The sequence below is a fragment of the Halomonas sp. DP4Y7-1 genome, from assembly GCF_019800705.1.
Taxonomy (GTDB): Bacteria; Pseudomonadota; Gammaproteobacteria; order Pseudomonadales; family Halomonadaceae; genus Halomonas; species Halomonas litopenaei_A.
In genome coordinates, this window is the sequence record NZ_JAHVKS010000008.1 from 105,045 (window position 1) to 120,545 (window position 15,501).

The window sequence follows — 15,501 nt, forward strand, 5'->3', positions numbered from 1 at the left end:
CCGTTCACCGCCCTCGCTCAGGGCGCTAGCAACCCCGCTGGGTCAAGACGGGCCTGGTCAGGCCCGCCCTGGTCTCAGCGGATCGGCGGCGCGTAGAGGATGCCACCCTCGTTCCACAGCGCATTCATGCCACGGCTGATGCCCAACGGAGAGTTCTCGCCGACGGTATCGGCAAACACTTCACCGTAGTTCCCGACCTGAGACACGATGTTGTAGGCCCAGTCATTGGACAGGCCAAGCTGCTCACCGTAGGTGCCATCAACGCCGAGCAGACGCGCCACCTGGGGGTTGGGCGGATCATTTTTCATTTGCTCGACGTTGTCGCGGGTGATCCCCAGCTCCTCGGCATTGACCATGGCGAAGACCGTCCACTTGACGATATCGAACCACTGATCGTCACCCTGGGCGACAACCGGGCCCAGCGGTTCCTTGGAGATCAGCTCGGTCAGAATTTCGACGCTGTCAGGCTCCGGCAGCTGCAGGCGCAGGGCGCTGAGCTGAGAGGTGTCCGAAGTGAGCACGTCACAGCGGCCGCTGGCAAAGCCCGACGCGGTCTGGTCCGGGGTATCGAAGGTCACGGTGTTGATGTCGATGCCCTTGGCCGGGAAGTAATCCGCCAGGTTGAGCTCGTGGGTGGTGCCGGACTGGATGCAGATAGAGGCGCCGTTCAGGTCCTCGAGGCTGCTGATACCCAGATCCTTGGCCACCATGAAGCCCTGACCGTCATAGAAGGTGGTGGTGGTGAAATTGAGTCCCAGCGAGTTGTCACGGGTCGCGGTCCAGGTGGTATTGCGCGAGAGCACATCGATTTCGCCGGACTGCAGCGCGGTAAAGCGCTCCTTGGCAGTCAGCGGGGTGTAGACCACCTTGTCGGCGTCACCGAATACCGCAGCGGAAATCGCTCGGCAGGTTTCTACGTCGAGACCCTGCCACTTGCCGTTTTCATCCGGCGAGGAAAAACCCGACAGGCCCACGTTGACGCCACAGTGCAGCTCACCGCGAGAGGACACGTCGTCCAGGGTGGCCGCAGAGGCACTGCTGGCAGCGCCAAGCGCCATTGCAGCAGCTGCAGCAAGAGAGAGGTTCAGCAACGTCTTGTTATTGTGTCGCATGGATTCAGCTCCAGAGGTGTATGGAAGCCCGGCGTGAGCCGATGCACTGGTCACGCGGGGTCTCCGTGTGGGCGTAATGCACCTTTCCACTATCCGAGCCCGACCCTGGCGGGTCAATCCTGACTGCGACGATTGTTTTAAACGTTGGATTGAAGCAGGCGCCTTTCGGCCAAGCCTGTCAGCCATCCGATCGCCGGCCCAGCGGCGCCGCCTGGCGCCGGCGGAGGGCCTGGCCAGTCAATGCGAGGTGCCCTCTTCGTAGTGGGTCTTGTTCCACACGTTGTACTTGCCCGATGGCTTGTCCATGGGAATGCGGGTGATTTCCTCCAGGGTGTCGGCGTCGTAGGCGATCACCGCGCCATCGCGCTCCCACAGGCTCAGCAGCAGCGTCTCGCCGTTGCGGTCGAATTCCACGTGGGCAGAAGTCTTGCCGGGCTCAGGGATCAGCGTCTCCACGATCTCGAGGCGATCCTTGTCGATCACGTGGACGCGGTCCCGGTTCGGGCCAAAGAAGACATCGGTCCAGGCGTAGCGGGAGTTGGCGTGACTGCGCATGAAAAAGCCGGGGCCGTCGGTATGCAGCGTCTTCACCAGGGAGTAGTCGTCCATATCAATGATCGACACTTCTGCCTTGGCCAGGTGGGGAATCGCCATCACCCGGCGACCGCCGGTCTCCCAGGTAATCCCGGAGCCCAGGTGCGGCATCCCTGACAGCGGCAGGTCGGCGAGCTTGGCGCCACTGTTCAGATCGATGACCATGGCGCCGCTGCCGCCCCGGGAGGCACCAATCAGGCGCCGATACTCAGGGTCAAAGAAGAAGTCGTCCAGGTAGTCCGGCACGGGAACCCGGCGCACCTCGAAGCTGTCCGTCTCGGGCAGGCCAGCATCACTGAGCGGTTCGGCCATATGGCCGGTAGCCACCACCGGCTCAGGGGCGACCGGCCAGGGGATTTCCCAGGCTTCCTTCACATCCTTGAGCGCGGCGATGAAACTATGACGAGGCGGTGCAGCGTAGACAGCGCTGACCCGGGAGCCATGACCCTCGCTATCGACCGCGGGGTAGACTCGCAGCGGGTCGAGCTCGTGGGCATCGAACAGCACCAGATTGCCCGGCAGGGTGTTGGCGGCCATCACATAACGGCCGTCGGCAGACACCGCGATATTGCGCATATTGATGCCTGCGCGCACTTCTGCCACCACCTCAAAGTGGTAGAGGTCGAACTTGGTGATCCAGCCATCGCGGGAGCCGAAATAGACATAGCGACCATCGGGGCTGTACTTGGGGCCGCCGTGCAGGGCAAAGCGGGTAGGAAAGCGGGCCAAGCGCTCGAAGGTGTCACCGTCCAGCACGCTGGCATGGTGATCGCCGGTCTCCACCACCACAAACAGATTCTGGGGATCAGCGTCGAACTCGGGGCTGTCGTAGAGACTCCCCAAGGGGTGCGTCACCACCTGACTGGCACGGATGTCGTCCAGCGTCCAGTCCGGCGTTACCGGCGGATCACTGAGTACCCAGTCGCTAAGGGTATCGAGCTGTGCGGCGTCCAGAACATCGGCAAACCCCGGCATCTGGGTGGCCGGGCGTCCCTCGGCAATCACCTGCCGCACTTCCTCGGGCTTGATCCGCCCCAGGTTCTGAGGCAGCAGCGCCGGCCCCATGGCACCCAGGCGGTCGGCGCCATGGCAACTGGCACAGTGTTCCTGATAGAGCGGCGACGGTGCCGCACTGCCGGCGGTGGGCGCCGCCATGGCCAGCCCCGGCATCACACCCAGGAGCGCCGCACCGAGCAACCCTGCGGGCTTCATGCCACCGCCTCCGCCAGGCAGCCTGCGTCGAGGCGTGCAGCCAGTGACACCACTTCACCCACCACGATCAGCGTAGGCGGCATCAGCGACTCGTCGCGGATGGTATCCGGCAGGCGGTCCAGGGTCGTGATGACCCGTCGCTGCTGCGGCGTGGTGCCGCGTTCGATCAACGCCACCGGGAGCCGTGACGGCATGCCGTTGGCCAGAAGCTCTTGGCGAACCAGCTCCGCATTGGTCAGCCCCATATAGAACACCAGGGTATGCCGACGACTGGCCAGCGCCGGCCAGTCCAGGTTCAGGCTGCCATCGGCACGGGCATGCCCAGTGACAAAGGTCACACCCTGCGCGTAGTCGCGATGGGTCAATGGAAAGCCCGCGTAGGCACTGCAGCCCTGGGCCGAAGTGATGCCCGGCACGACGCGAAACGGAATACCGTTGTCCACCAGCATCTCGGCCTCTTCACCGCCGCGACCGAAGATGAAGGGGTCGCCACCCTTGAGACGCACCACGCGCTTGCCGGTCACCGCCAGGCGTACCAGCAGCTGGTTGGTCTCGTCCTGGGTCAGGGCATGACAGCGCGACGCCTTGCCGACATAGAAGCGCTGGGCCGCCTGCGGCGCCAAGGCCATGACATCGGGTGACACCAGGCGGTCGTAGACCAGGCAGTCGGCCTGGTTGAGCAGGCAAAGAGCTCGCAGGGTGAGAAGCCCAGGGTCGCCGGGGCCTGCGCCCACGATAGCGACTTCTCCCGGGGAGAGTGGCGCTTCACCGAGTTGCTCCTTGAGGGCTTGGATAAACATGGTGGTCTCCCGTTCAGGCGGACGTCAGAATCATCGAGGAAGAGGCGTCAGCCACGCCGATCTCTTCGTTGCTGAGGTAGCAGCCCGGATCCTCGGCCCAGGCATCCCCCTGAGTCTTGAAGGCACGAACCCGCGTGTTGCCATTGCAGATGGCCAGGTAACGGCAAGCGCCGCAACGTCCCTTGAGCGGCCTTGGTCGGGTGCGGAACCCCAGCATCAAGGGGTCGTCGGCCTGGCGCCATATCTCGGAGAAGGGACGGCTGCGGACATTGCCGAGGTGGTGATCCCACCAGAAGGAGTCAGGATGAACGTTGCCGAGGTTGTCGATATTGGCGATGTATTCACCGCTGGCGTTGCCGCCCCAGGCGCGCAGGCGTGCCTCGAGATCGACCGCCCGATCCGGGTAGTGCTGGCTGGCCCAGCGCAGCAGGAAGGGCCCATCGGCATCGTTGTTGCCGGTGACGTACTCGCGGGTGATACCGGCGACCAGCTCATCCCGGCAGCGCTCGAACAGCCGCGTCATGGCATCCCGGGTCATGTCGTGCCAGGCATCGTGCTTGCGATGACGATGCCCGCGGCCCCCGTAGTTGAGGTGGGACAGGTAGAACTTGTCCACATCGTGATCGGCGGTCAGCGCCAGAATGTCATCGAACTGGGCATGGTTGTCCCGGGTCAGGGTGAAGCGCAGCCCCACCTTGATGCCGCGATCCTTGCACAGCCGCACCGCGGCCAGGGAATCGCGGAAGGCGCCCTTGCGCTGGCGAATCTGGTCGTGGGTCGCCTCAAGCCCATCGATGCTGATGCCGACGTAGTCGTAGCCGGCGTCCTGGATGGCGTCGATATTGTCTTCAGTGATCAGGGTGCCGTTGGTGGATAGCCCAATATAGAGCCCCAGCGCCTTGGCATGGCGGGACAGGGTGAAGATGTCCGGCCGCATCAACGGCTCGCCCCCGGACAGAATCAGCGCGGGCACATGGAACTCCTTGAGGTCATCGAGCACCCCCAGCGCCTCGTCGGTGGTCAGCTCGCCGGCGAAGTCGATATCCGCCGATACGGTGTAGCAGTGACGACATGTCAGGTTGCAGCGGCGAATCAGATTCCAGATCACCACCGGCCCCGGCGGCTTGCGCGCGGGAGGCAACGGTGCCGGATGCAGTAGGCTGTCGATGTAGCGAGTTACTCGGAACATGATGCCTCCCGCTGCCGACGCGTCAGCCTCAGTCCCGTCTTCTTGAGAATGCGGGTGCTGAACAGGATCTGATGGTCACGGCAGGCGTCTCCCATCAGCTCGCGCAGTTGCTCGGCCTGGTGCTCGACCTCGTCACGCTGATGGCCATGCAGCATCACGAACAGGTTGTAGGGCCAGTCGGGGCCGCGGCGGGGTCGACGGTAGCAGTGGCTGACGCCGGGCCATTGCGCCAGACGACGACCGATATCAGCTATCCGCGCGTCATCGATGTCCCACACCGTCATGCCGTTGGCCAGGTAGCCCAGCCGGTAGTGGTTGGGCACCGCCGCCATGCGCCGCAGCACTCCCGTGAGCAGCAGTCGATGAAAGCGCGCCAGCACTTCCTCGCCACACATGCCGATACGCTCGCCGACTGCGGTCCAGGGGTCCGCCACCAGGGGCAAGCCGTCCTGGGTCGCCTCGATCAGGGCAAGGTCAGCATCGTCCAGACGCCGCCCTGCGCTGGTCGCCATGGGATCCTCAGACCGGTAGATGGAGATGGACATGGAACTCCTCCTCCTTGGGCAGATGAATGACCTCGTAACCGCTGGCACCTTCGATCGCCGTGATCACCTCGGCGATACGCCCAGGCTCGTCACTGGCGATCACGAACCACAGGTTGAAGCAGTGTTCGCGCTGGTAGTTGTGCGCCACCTCCGGGCAGGCATTGACGATCGCTGCCACCCGCTCGACATCGTGCTCGGGCACCGCCATGGCGGCCAAGCTCAGCGCGCCGCCCATGCGTTCAGCCTGAAACATCGGCCCGAAACGACTGAGCACGCCGCGTTCGAGCAAGTCGCGCAGGCTGTCAAGCAGTTGCCGAGAGGTGATGCCAAGCTCATGGGCCAGGTCACCGTAGGGGTCTGGCGTCAGCGGTACGCCCCGCTGCAGCCGGTTGATGATGTCGCGCTCTTGCTGGGTCAGCTTGGCTACCACATCAACGTGGGCACTGGTGGTTCCGTCCGTGGAGCCGTGATTCGAGGCAGTCATCTTCATGGCTCCTCCGGTAGTGGATGGGGCGATACCGCTCAGGGCATCTCTGGGGTAAAGCGACCGCCACGCTGGCAATAGGCGTGGCGGCTAAAAAGTATCTGGTGCTCGACGTGCTCAAGCGCGTGGCGCTGGATCAGAGCCGTAATCTGGGCCTCGACGCGCTCGCGACGGACCCCGTGAATCATGCAGTACAGGTTGTAGGGCCAGTCCGGACGGCGCAGGCGCTGGTAACACAGCGTGACCTGGGGCTCACTGGCCAGACGGCGACCTATCTCATCGACGCGTTCGTCCGGCAGATTCCACACCACCATGGCATTGGCGGTGAGGCCCAGGCTGCGGTGGCGCACCACCAGGCCGACACGCTTGATCAGGCCACTGTGCTGCCAATAGCCGATCAGCGCGCGCACTTCCCCGACGCTCAGTCCCGTTTCCTCGGCCAGAGCCTTGAACGGCTCAGGCACCAGCGGCAGGCCCTGCTCCAGACAGGCTCGCAGCCTGGTGTGACGCCAGTCCTGCTCGTGTGGCGCCCCCGCCAGGGCATGTTCGCTCAGCCCTTCCAGCAGTTCTCGGGATAGCCCTTGGGATAGCCCTTGAGACAGCCCTTGAGACAGCCCCTGGAATCGCCCTGCGCTAGCCTCCGTCATGCGTCCTCCAGTTCTGTCCAGGGCAGAGCAAACGCCAGATCGATATGAAAGCTCTGCACCATGGGTAAGCGCAGCAGCGGCGTGTGTAGCTGGGCCTCGAGCCGCGTCAGTCTGAGCTCGAGGCTGGTGTCATCCGGTGCGGTGACCACGAACCACAGGTTGTAGCGGTGCTCGCGCCAGTAGTTGTGGTTGACCCCGGGGCAGGCGCTGATGATGGCGGCCACCGCCTCGCGGCGATGGTCTGGCACGGACACGGCCACCAGCTCACTGGCACCGGCCTGACGGTGATTGAACACCGCCCCTACGCGTCCGACGATGCCCATCTCGGTCAGCCGGGCCAGACGCTCGATCAGCGCCTGTTCCGTCACCCCCAGGGACTCGGCCATGGCCGCATAGGGTCGCTCCACCAGGGGCAGCCCGCGTTGATAACGATCAAGCAGTCGGCGATCGACGTCGTCCAGACATGCCACCAGGCCGTCGGATGTCATGGTCACCTCCCGAGCTAGGCTCAATGACAGGCGGGCCGCCATCACGGCGGCCCACCCTGACGTCAGTAGACGTCGTGCTGGGTGTTGTAGACGTTGAACTTGCCAGTCGGCGTGACCAGTCGCTCGTCCTTGATGACCGCCTCAAGCTCAAGCGTTTCATCGTCCACCACCACCAAGGCGGAGGTCTGATCGGCGGTGTTCCACACCGAGAACCAGACCTCGTCGCCAGCGCGGTTGTATTCCGGCTGAACTACCCGCTTGGGCCCCTCACCCAGATCGGCCCATTCGGCGATGGGCAGCACGCTAAAGCCCTCCTCCAGCGCATTGACGTCATACACGGCAACGCTCTGGCTGATCGCTTCGGCCGGGTTCAGCGCGGTGTCCACATACAGATGCTCGGACTCAGGATGGGTCTTGATGAACAGTGAACCACCGCCCTGTCCTTCCAGGGTGCGCACCACCTGCCAGGCCTGATCAGGGTGACCCTCCGGGTCGGTGCCGATCAGCGAGATGGTGTTGTCGCCCAGGTGGCTGGTCGCCCACACCGGCCCGAACTCGGGGTCGACAAAGTTGGCACCGCGTCCTGGATGCGGGGTCTTGCCCACGTCGACGATGGCTTCAAGCTCGCGCTCCTTGGCGTCGATCACCACGATCTGGTTGGATTGGTTGGCGGCGGTCAGGAAGTAACGACCGGTGCTGTCCCAGCCCCCATCGTGCAGGAAGCGAGAGGTCTCGATCTCGACACTGGAAAGGGCGTCCAGATTCTCGTAGTTGACCAGGCGAACCTTGCCGGTTTCCTTGACGTTGACGATGAACTCCGGGTGCTGATGGGAGGCGATGATGGCGGCAACACGAGGCTCCGGATGGTACTCCTGGGTACCCACGGTCATGCCCCGGGTACTGACGATCTTCATCGGTTCCAGGGTCTCGCCGTCCATGATCACGTACTGGGGCGGCCAGTAGGTGCCGGCGATGGCGTAGCGGTCTTCGAAGCCTTCGAACTTGGAGGTCTCGACCGACCGGGCTTCCAGGCCCACCTTGATTTCGGCAACGGTGGTGGGCTCTTCCATCCACAGGTCGATCATGTCGACCTTGGCATCCCGGCCGATCACGAACAGGTAGCGCCCCGAGGCAGAAATCCTGGAAATGTGCACCGCGTAGCCGGTATCGATGACCTTGACGATCTCCTTGCTGTCACCGTCGATCAGGGCGATCTGGCCGGCGTCACGCAGAGTGACCGAGAACAGATTCTCGAGATTCAGGTCGTTCAGCTGCTCGGTGGGACGATCTTCCGGTGCGACGAATACCGTCCAGGTGTCCTTCATGTCCTGCAGGCCATACTCCGGGGGCACCGGTGGCTCGTGCATGACATAGCGGGCCATCATGTCGATCTCGCCGTCGCTGAGCTCGCCTGACGTGCCCCAGTTGGGCATGCCGGCGGGCGAGCCGTAGGTGATGAAGGTCTTGAGATAGTCGACGCCCCGTTCCCGGGTGATATCCGTCGTCAGCGGCTTGCCCGTGGCCCCCTTGCGCAAGACACCGTGGCAACCGGCACAGCGCTCGAAGTAGATCTCCTTGGCGTGTTCGAATTCCTCCCGCGACATGGCGGGGGCGCCCTCCTCATCGGGCATCATCACCGCAGCAGGGTCGATACCCGATGGGCTGCCCTGATAAGCGGACTCCTCCGGGGACAGGGTCTTGTCGGCGCCGTAGGCGCTGCCCAGGCCGGCGATCACTATGGCGATCGCTGCGGCCAGGGGCTTGAGAGTCGTGACGCTGCTGGTCATCGTTTCACCTCGAGTCATGATCCACGTGTCTTTCACCTAGGGCCTCGGCTGAGCCACAAGGTGAAAATGTCGCCAGGTGTTTGCCACTCTTTTTGTGCGCGCTAGTGCTCTTTTCTCGCAAAACTCTTGTCATCATTTGGCGCTATCAACACGCCGGACGATAGCCCTATGGGCACCCGCCATCGGCGATGTTTCTCCTTGCCATTATGGAAACGCGCATTCCCGACAATTTCACTTGGTCTCTTGCTGACTCTTGATCCTCATCAACTATTTCTACCCCTTATGGCGTTAAGCCATATTTATATTTATTTTCAAACACTTGTCTAGCAAAGACCTCTCAAATCACTGTCGCAAAAAGATAGTTTCATGCCATTTCAAGCAAGATATTGACGCGTATCATCTAACCGTTTTCCTGGACATCGACAGATCTTTAAAACTGGACTACTCAATACAACTTCTTTCCATCACTGACGCTTCCAATGGAAAAACAACGATCCATATCAATACATATTCTTGATGAATCAAGGACACTGGCGAACGCAACAGGTCCATCGCTGGAGGCAGTGTTTCCATGGCATTGCGATATGTTTTTCGCCACTTCACACGGTTAGCGCCAGCTCGGTGCGGGTGGTGGGTAGTGCGACCCTATCCACATCAACGGTTGGTGAAGCACTCGGCGGCGGCGAGTCGGATGCCTGCCCGCTTGGCGACAGCCGGTCTGATGACCGCTGGCCTGATGGCAGCAGGCCTGCTGCTGAGCCCAACCTCCATGGTCGCGGCGGCGACGCCTGCGGCCGACGGTGTCGACCCCGCAGCCCTCGATAACCTGCTGCACCAGGACTGCGGGTCCTGCCACGGCATGACCTTGAAGGGAGGGCTTGGCCCACCCCTCACCAGCGAGCGACTGTCTGCCTATGACACCGACACGCTGACCAGGCTTATCCTCGATGGCCTGCCCGGCACCGCCATGCCGCCATGGCGTGGCGTGCTGTCCCCGCAGCAGGCCCACTGGATCGCTGACGCCCTGAAGCATCAGCCTGCTGCTCCCCAGGAGTCTCCATGACCACTACGCTTTCCCGCTTCGGGCACGGCTCCCAACGTGACGCGAGCCCCGTGACTGCGTCACCGGCGCCCACGTCACCCACCGCCCTGTCGCCCGCCTTATCCACCGCATGGCGGAGTTGTCGCGCCATGCTGTCGCTTGGTCTGATGCTTGGTCTGGTGCCTGGCCTGCTGCTGGGCTCAGGATTTGCCATGGGACAGGATCGTTCCGAGGACACCACGACGATCCGCACGACCGACTCGCTTGGCACGTCACCTTCCCCCGCTGCACTGCCAGAAGACACCGGCGCCTGCCAGCTGCGTGCCACCGGAGGACTCGGCGTAGTGGTGGAGCGGGCAGATGGCCGACTGGCGCTGGTGGACCGCCGCGCACACAAGGTGGTCGATCGCATCGAGGGGCTTGGGGATCTGTCCCATGCCTCGGTGAAGTTCTCCAGTGACGAGCGCTACGCCTATGTGTTCGGGCGTGATGGCGGGCTGACCAAGGTGGACCTGCTGTGCGCACGTATCGCCGCCCGGGTCATTCAGTCAGGCAACAGCATTGGCGGCGCGATATCCCAGGACGGGCGCATCGTGGCGGTGGCGAACTATGAGCCCGGCGGGGTCAAGCTGTTCGACTCGGATAGTCTGACGCTGCTGGCCGAGGTCCCGGCACGCTATCCATCAGGAGGTCAGCACAACGGTCAGCACAACAGCGTTCAGCACAACAGCGGTCATGAAGCCCTGTCGAAGGTGGTCGGTCTGGTGGATGCGCCTGGCCACCGCTTCGTCTACAGCCTGTGGGAGGCAGACGAGATTCAGATACTCGACACGACGCCCCTGGCCAGCGGAGAGGCGCCCACCGTCACCCGCTTTACCCAGATCGGTGACCGGCCCTACGACGCCTTGATCGACCCTATCGGCCGCTACTATGTGGCGGGACTGTTCGGCGAGGACCACCTGGCCCGACTCGACCTGTGGCACCCGGAGCGCGGGGTCGAGCCGGTGCTTTCCGGCTACCGTCAGGGCGACGAGTCACTGCCGGTCTACAAGATGCCGCACCTGGAAGGCTGGACCATCGCCAACGATCACGCCTGGTGGCCGGCGGTAGGCCGCCATGAGGTGCTGATGGCCAGTCTCGATGACTGGCAGCTCGAACGCCGTATCGCGGTACATGGCCAGCCAGTGTTTGTCATGAGTCGCCCGGACCAGCGACAGCTGTGGGTCAACTTCGCCTATCCGGATAACGACATGGTCCAGGTCCTCGACAGCGAGAGCGGAGATGTCATCAGGTCGCTGACGCCAGGCCAGGCCGTGCTGCATATGGAGTTCAGTCCTCGCGGCGAAGAGGTATGGATCTCGGCCCGTGACTCCGACCAGGTGGTGGTCTATGACACCGCCACCTTCGAGCGTCTGGCGACTCTCGATATCGCCTCCCCGAGCGGCATCTTCTTCACCGACCGCGCCCACCGCATCGGCCTGTAGGCCCAGGAGACAAGGCATGCCGAGTCGCCCCCTGTCACAGGACAGCAACGATCACCACCCGCCGTCCGCCTCTCACTCGCAACAGCGTCGGGTTCTGCTGCTGTATGCCCTGATGCTGGGCAGCGTCATGGCGGTGGTGACGGCCCCTGTCTGTGCCCTCGTGGCACATCTGTGGCTGCTGCTGCGACGCCCCGCCGCTGCCCTGCTCCTCAGTCATCTGCGCTTTCAGCTGGCGACCTTCTGGTATGGCGTCGCGGCTGGCCTGGTGGGGCTTGGCCTGTGGCAGCTGATCGGTACCGCCAGTGAGGCCCTGGCACTGAACGGACGTGTCGGCTGGGTCTATGGCTACGCGGGGATTACCCTGGCGCTGATCTGGATGGTGGGACGCTGCGCCCTCGGCATTCGCCGACTGTTGGCGCAGCAAGCGATTCCGTGCCCATGGTCGCCATGGCTTGGGGGCTGTCGCATTCGCTTCACCGACGCGCCGCCACACTGATACGTCATGGCGAACCTCAAGCGAAGGCGTGATATCGAAGGCCCCAGCGATAAGCGTCCCAGCGCTATGCCCAGCGATAAGAGTCCCAGCGCTATGCCCAGCGCTATGCCCAATCCGGGCTGGGGCCCGCTATCGGGCCTGCCCGGCAACCCGCTGATGTGGGTGTTGATCCTCAGCGAGCTGCTGGTCTTCGCGGCCTTCTTCGGTGTGTTTGCCTGGCACCGTGCGAACGCACCGCAGTCCTTCTTGCTCGGCCAACAGCATCTCGCGCCGCTGATTGGCGGTCTCAATACCCTGGTATTGCTCACCAGCGGCCTGGCCGCAGCGCTGGCCGTCGACGCCTCCCGACAACCACCTTCTGCGCGACAGCGACGCCGCACCCGTCAGCGGCTCTGGATCGCCATGGCGCTGGGTATCCTGTTCTGCGTGATCAAGGCTTTCGAATATCACCTCGAGTTCTTTACCAGCCCAATACCCAATAGCGTCACCTTCTTCACTTTCTATATCGGTCTGACCGGTTTTCATGCGGCACACGTCATATTTGGTCTATGCCTGCTGGCCATCGCCGCCTGGCGCCCACACCCCCATACGGTGGAGACCGTCGCTGCCTTCTGGCACATGGTGGACCTGGTCTGGGTGCTGCTTTATCCGCTGCTGTACCTGGTGAGATGACGCCAACGACACCCGTATCGAAGGGACCACGACCATGCACCACGACCTGCAACGACGCCGCTGGCGGACCTGGGCGCTACTGATGCTGATGACGCTGCTGGCCATGGCCAGTGGCGCCCTGCATCGGGGCGAGTTGCCCTGGTGGGGCCTGACGCTGGTGATCGGCGCCAGCCTGATCAAGGCACAACAGATCCTGGCGAACTACCTCGACCTGCGTATTGCCCCTTCCGCCTGGCGCGGCGGACTCTTGCTCATGGTCGGCGTGATGGGACTTTGCCTCGCGGCGGCGGGCTTGCTGCCGCGCTGGCTGGCAATGGACTGATGCGGCCTCGCTGCCAAGCCCCCCCGCCAGAAACAGACCCGCCCGAAACAGACCTGCCCGAAACAGACAAGACACGACCAACACCCAAGGAGCCATGATGAACAAGGCCGTGGAAGTTGACATGACCTTCGAGGATGACCCGAGCGAGACCATCCGCCTGATCGCGGTGATCGACGAACACGGCGACCTGACCTCCGAGCAGGTCTACGGCTACGCTCGCGACCACGCAGAAGAGGCGCTGGTCACCTACCCCTTCGTGCTGGATCGCCAGAGCAATGACCACTACCAGATCCAGTGGGGCTACGGTGACTGCACCCAGAGTGCACTGAACTTTTCCTCCCCGGCGGTGCTGCTGGGACAGCGCGTGCTGAGAACCGACATCTATCGCCACGACAGCGCCCAGTTTGCCTACGAAATAGTGGGTATCCGGGACCTCGTCCGCTAGCCAGGGAATCGCTGCTCCAGATAACGCCACACTTTAAGGGTCCACCAGATCACCACGGGGACCAGCGGCATCAGCAGGACTCCCCAGTCTCGGTGATGGATCAGCCAGGCCAGCGGCGTCAGCAACGCCACTGCCAGTGCCAGGCCGGCTACCAACGCCAGCCGATGGCGTAGTGAAGTCCCTCTGCGCTGGTTCCTGTCGTGGTGGCTGGCATCGCTGCGAACGTCCCTCATTGCGCCACCAGCTGGCGATAGATGCCCGGCAGCGCAAGCGCCAGATGTTCCGGCCGCGGCACGATAGCGTAGCCCGAACGGCCGAAGATACGGCTCAGGTAGCGGCTCGCCTCGCGATCGATGGTCACCGCGAACACCCGCACCCCGTCGCGCATGGCCTCGCGCACGGCATGGCGGGTGTCCTCGATGGCGTATCGTCCCTCGTAATAGTCGGTATCGTTCGGCTTGCCGTCGGTCAGCACCAGCACCAGGCGGTGTCGACGAGGATGGTCCACCAGCCCCTTCGCCAGATGGCGGATTGCCGGTCCCATGCGGGTATAGTGACCCGGCGTAAGCGCCGAAATGCGGCGTTCGACACGCTCTCCCATGGGCTCATCAAAGCCCTTGAGCTGGCGCACCCAGACCCTGTGGCGGCGCTGGGACGTAAAACTATGAATACTGACATCGTCGCCACAGTCGGCAATGCCATGTCCCAGCACCATCAGTGCTTCCTGGGCCACGTCGATGACCCGACGGCTATCGAGCCAGGCATCGGTGGAGAGCGATACGTCGATCAGTATCGACACCGCCAGATCCCGTCCCTGGGGCCTGGCATCGACGAACAGCCGATCGCTGGCCTGGCTCCCTGCCGCCAGGTCACAGCGACACCGCACCAGTGCGTCAAGGTCCAGCTCGTCGCCCTCCGCCTGGCCTCTTAGCCACTCACGCCGCGGCCTGAGCGCCTCGAACTGTCGGCGCACCTTGCGCACCCGTCGAGACGCCTGCTGATCCCCTTGCCAGGGCTCGGCCTCGTCGGTGGCGGGCTCGACGATCACCCGGCAGTGGTCCGCTAGCAGGCACCCCTTGCGGTAGTTCCACTCGGGGTACAGCACCTCATCAGGCTGGCTCGTTACCAGCGCCTTGTCGGCAACGGCGTGGGGCGCCAGCTCAAGCGACATGCTCAAGCGTGACGCAGCGCGCCGCTGGTGGCGACTCAAGGTGATCTCGTCGAGCTGGTCGGCGGCTTCCCGCGCGGCCTCTTCGTCCTCATCCTCCAGCTGACGGTTGACGTTGACCATCTCCGCCCAGGACAGCATCTTCTCCGAGGCATTCAGCATCAGCGGATCGTCCCTCTCCGCCTGGTCCTGGTAGCGTCGCTCGGCCTTGCGCTTGGCCCCTTCCACCTCGACCGCCTTGGGCAAGGCTGACGCATCGTCAATGTCCTCGTCATCGTCACTCGCCCCCGACAGGGTCATGGGGCTCAGTGCCTCGCCCCACAACGGCAGTGGCAGGTAGTGACGATAGCCCTTGGGTGCCCGCACCTCAGGGCAGGTCCTTGCAGCGCCATGCTGGAGCCAGTCCCACCAGGGCGACGCCTCACCAGCGTCATCCCCCAGCAGGCGGCGAACCAGCGCCTCCACGGCGGCCTCTGCCGGTGGCAATCCACGGCGCTGAGGACGCGCCTTGAGTAGCGCCCGACAGAGTCGCGCGTGACGGGCGACGAACCCCGGATAGCGCGCCAGGGTGGCCTCGGTACAGCGCCGGGCCTCAGCCAGCGACGCCAGGTCACGCACCAGAGGGTCCCTCGCGGCAGCGATGGGACGGGCCTCAGCCAGAAACATCACCAGCCAGCGATACAGGTCCAGGTTCAGGGCACATTCGGGCAGCAGCGCCAGGCGCGGCGGTAGCAGCAGGTGTTCGCTATCTCGCCGCGCCACCTCCAGCGCTTCTTCATCGAAACCCAGCCGCTGTCGCCACGACAGCCGGTGGCGAGAGGCACGCTTGCCGATGGCCTCGATGGTCAGGCCCGGGTCTCCCCCGCTGGCGCGAAACAGCACCCCCAGCGGGCGAGACAGCTCATCGAGGTGAACCGCCGCCTCGCCATACTCCTGGTAGCTCGCCGCGCGGGACGCCCAGCGGTGCCAGCGACGGCCCACGAACTCCTCGACCTCAAGAAACTCCAGCATGAC

At 63.8% G+C, this 15,501-nt stretch carries 17 protein-coding genes; 6 read left to right on the plus strand and 11 right to left on the minus strand.

What is annotated here, in order from left to right; genetic code table 11:
• Positions 1-74: 74 nt before the first annotated feature.
• The 9 genes from KUV72_RS15265 to KUV72_RS15305 all read right to left on the minus strand — a co-directional run bounded on the left by KUV72_RS15265 (position 75) and on the right by KUV72_RS15305 (position 8,858).
• Positions 75-1,112 (minus strand): amino acid ABC transporter substrate-binding protein, encoded by a 1,038-nt coding sequence (locus KUV72_RS15265; RefSeq protein WP_222238975.1) that lies wholly within the window; start codon positions 1,110-1,112, stop codon positions 75-77.
• A gap of 237 nt (positions 1,113-1,349) precedes the next feature.
• Positions 1,350-2,918, minus strand: a complete 1,569-nt coding sequence (locus KUV72_RS15270) for a cytochrome D1 domain-containing protein (RefSeq protein WP_315857908.1) — start codon at positions 2,916-2,918, stop codon at positions 1,350-1,352.
• Complete coding sequence (gene cobA / locus KUV72_RS15275; RefSeq protein WP_222238976.1) at positions 2,915-3,718, minus strand: uroporphyrinogen-III C-methyltransferase; 804 nt, start codon at positions 3,716-3,718, stop codon at positions 2,915-2,917. The genes KUV72_RS15270 and cobA overlap by 4 nt, the downstream gene beginning before the upstream one ends.
• Before the next feature lie 13 nt (positions 3,719-3,731).
• Positions 3,732-4,907, minus strand: a complete 1,176-nt coding sequence (nirJ, locus tag KUV72_RS15280) for a heme d1 biosynthesis radical SAM protein NirJ (protein ID WP_222238977.1) — start codon at positions 4,905-4,907, stop codon at positions 3,732-3,734.
• Complete coding sequence (locus KUV72_RS15285) at positions 4,895-5,452, minus strand: Lrp/AsnC family transcriptional regulator (protein WP_222238978.1); 558 nt, start codon at positions 5,450-5,452, stop codon at positions 4,895-4,897. Before KUV72_RS15285 ends, nirJ begins: the two co-directional genes overlap by 13 nt.
• Complete coding sequence (locus KUV72_RS15290) at positions 5,427-5,936, minus strand: Lrp/AsnC family transcriptional regulator (RefSeq protein ID WP_222238979.1); 510 nt, start codon at positions 5,934-5,936, stop codon at positions 5,427-5,429. Before KUV72_RS15290 ends, KUV72_RS15285 begins: the two co-directional genes overlap by 26 nt.
• A 38-nt stretch (positions 5,937-5,974) precedes the next feature.
• Positions 5,975-6,583: an Lrp/AsnC family transcriptional regulator gene (locus KUV72_RS15295; protein ID WP_222238980.1), complete on the minus strand. Its 609-nt coding sequence runs from the start codon at positions 6,581-6,583 to the stop codon at positions 5,975-5,977.
• On the minus strand, positions 6,580-7,071 hold the full coding sequence (locus KUV72_RS15300) for an Lrp/AsnC family transcriptional regulator (protein WP_261317522.1): 492 nt from the start codon (positions 7,069-7,071) through the stop codon (positions 6,580-6,582). Before KUV72_RS15300 ends, KUV72_RS15295 begins: the two co-directional genes overlap by 4 nt.
• Before the next feature lie 62 nt (positions 7,072-7,133).
• Entirely contained in the window at positions 7,134-8,858 is a 1,725-nt protein-coding gene (locus KUV72_RS15305; protein WP_222238981.1) for a nitrite reductase, read from the minus strand.
• Between the two features lie 691 nt (positions 8,859-9,549).
• Between KUV72_RS15305 and KUV72_RS15310 the strand changes: the two genes are divergently transcribed.
• The 6 genes from KUV72_RS15310 to KUV72_RS15335 all read left to right on the plus strand — a co-directional run bounded on the left by KUV72_RS15310 (position 9,550) and on the right by KUV72_RS15335 (position 13,319).
• On the plus strand, positions 9,550-9,921 hold the full coding sequence (locus tag KUV72_RS15310; RefSeq protein ID WP_261317523.1) for a c-type cytochrome: 372 nt from the start codon (positions 9,550-9,552) through the stop codon (positions 9,919-9,921).
• Positions 9,918-11,384, plus strand: a complete 1,467-nt coding sequence (locus tag KUV72_RS15315; RefSeq protein WP_315857909.1) for a cytochrome D1 domain-containing protein — start codon at positions 9,918-9,920, stop codon at positions 11,382-11,384. The genes KUV72_RS15310 and KUV72_RS15315 overlap by 4 nt, the downstream gene beginning before the upstream one ends.
• Before the next feature lie 16 nt (positions 11,385-11,400).
• Positions 11,401-11,880, plus strand: coding sequence for a hypothetical protein (locus KUV72_RS15320; protein ID WP_206943781.1), 480 nt, complete (start codon positions 11,401-11,403; stop codon positions 11,878-11,880).
• A 93-nt stretch (positions 11,881-11,973) separates the two neighbouring features.
• Positions 11,974-12,552 (plus strand): cytochrome c oxidase subunit 3, encoded by a 579-nt coding sequence (locus KUV72_RS15325; protein ID WP_261317524.1) that lies wholly within the window; start codon positions 11,974-11,976, stop codon positions 12,550-12,552.
• 34 nt (positions 12,553-12,586) lie between these two features.
• Positions 12,587-12,874, plus strand: a complete 288-nt coding sequence (locus KUV72_RS15330; RefSeq protein WP_222238982.1) for a cytochrome C oxidase subunit IV family protein — start codon at positions 12,587-12,589, stop codon at positions 12,872-12,874.
• Positions 12,875-12,968: 94 nt separating this feature from the next.
• Entirely contained in the window at positions 12,969-13,319 is a 351-nt protein-coding gene (locus KUV72_RS15335) for a hypothetical protein (RefSeq protein ID WP_222238983.1), read from the plus strand.
• Here KUV72_RS15335 and KUV72_RS15340 read toward each other — a convergent pair.
• Both KUV72_RS15340 and KUV72_RS15345 read right to left on the minus strand, forming a co-directional pair.
• A complete protein-coding gene (locus KUV72_RS15340; protein WP_222238984.1) occupies positions 13,316-13,552 on the minus strand; it encodes a hypothetical protein in 237 nt (78 codons plus the stop codon). The two genes, KUV72_RS15335 and KUV72_RS15340, sit on opposite strands and share 4 nt — an antisense overlap.
• Complete coding sequence (locus KUV72_RS15345; protein WP_222238985.1) at positions 13,549-15,498, minus strand: nitric oxide reductase activation protein NorD; 1,950 nt, start codon at positions 15,496-15,498, stop codon at positions 13,549-13,551. The genes KUV72_RS15340 and KUV72_RS15345 overlap by 4 nt, the downstream gene beginning before the upstream one ends.
• Between the last annotated feature and the right edge of the window lie 3 nt (positions 15,499-15,501).

Bases quoted from the DNA above. Each gene is read 5' to 3' on its own strand.
- KUV72_RS15265 (WP_222238975.1), bottom strand. From the start codon at position 1,112: ATGCGACACAATAACAAGACGTTGCTGAACCTCTCTCTTGCTGCAGCT.
- KUV72_RS15270 (WP_315857908.1), bottom strand. From the start codon at position 2,918: ATGAAGCCCGCAGGGTTGCTCGGTGCGGCGCTCCTGGGTGTGATGCCG.
- cobA (WP_222238976.1), bottom strand. From the start codon at position 3,718: ATGTTTATCCAAGCCCTCAAGGAGCAACTCGGTGAAGCGCCACTCTCC.
- nirJ (WP_222238977.1), bottom strand. From the start codon at position 4,907: ATGTTCCGAGTAACTCGCTACATCGACAGCCTACTGCATCCGGCACCG.
- KUV72_RS15285 (WP_222238978.1), bottom strand. From the start codon at position 5,452: ATGTCCATCTCCATCTACCGGTCTGAGGATCCCATGGCGACCAGCGCA.
- KUV72_RS15290 (WP_222238979.1), bottom strand. From the start codon at position 5,936: ATGACTGCCTCGAATCACGGCTCCACGGACGGAACCACCAGTGCCCAC.
- KUV72_RS15295 (WP_222238980.1), bottom strand. From the start codon at position 6,583: ATGACGGAGGCTAGCGCAGGGCGATTCCAGGGGCTGTCTCAAGGGCTG.
- KUV72_RS15300 (WP_261317522.1), bottom strand. From the start codon at position 7,071: ATGACATCCGACGGCCTGGTGGCATGTCTGGACGACGTCGATCGCCGA.
- KUV72_RS15305 (WP_222238981.1), bottom strand. From the start codon at position 8,858: ATGACCAGCAGCGTCACGACTCTCAAGCCCCTGGCCGCAGCGATCGCC.
- KUV72_RS15310 (WP_261317523.1), top strand. From the start codon at position 9,550: ATGCCTGCCCGCTTGGCGACAGCCGGTCTGATGACCGCTGGCCTGATG.
- KUV72_RS15315 (WP_315857909.1), top strand. From the start codon at position 9,918: ATGACCACTACGCTTTCCCGCTTCGGGCACGGCTCCCAACGTGACGCG.
- KUV72_RS15320 (WP_206943781.1), top strand. From the start codon at position 11,401: ATGCCGAGTCGCCCCCTGTCACAGGACAGCAACGATCACCACCCGCCG.
- KUV72_RS15325 (WP_261317524.1), top strand. From the start codon at position 11,974: ATGCCCAGCGCTATGCCCAATCCGGGCTGGGGCCCGCTATCGGGCCTG.
- KUV72_RS15330 (WP_222238982.1), top strand. From the start codon at position 12,587: ATGCACCACGACCTGCAACGACGCCGCTGGCGGACCTGGGCGCTACTG.
- KUV72_RS15335 (WP_222238983.1), top strand. From the start codon at position 12,969: ATGATGAACAAGGCCGTGGAAGTTGACATGACCTTCGAGGATGACCCG.
- KUV72_RS15340 (WP_222238984.1), bottom strand. From the start codon at position 13,552: ATGAGGGACGTTCGCAGCGATGCCAGCCACCACGACAGGAACCAGCGC.
- KUV72_RS15345 (WP_222238985.1), bottom strand. From the start codon at position 15,498: ATGCTGGAGTTTCTTGAGGTCGAGGAGTTCGTGGGCCGTCGCTGGCAC.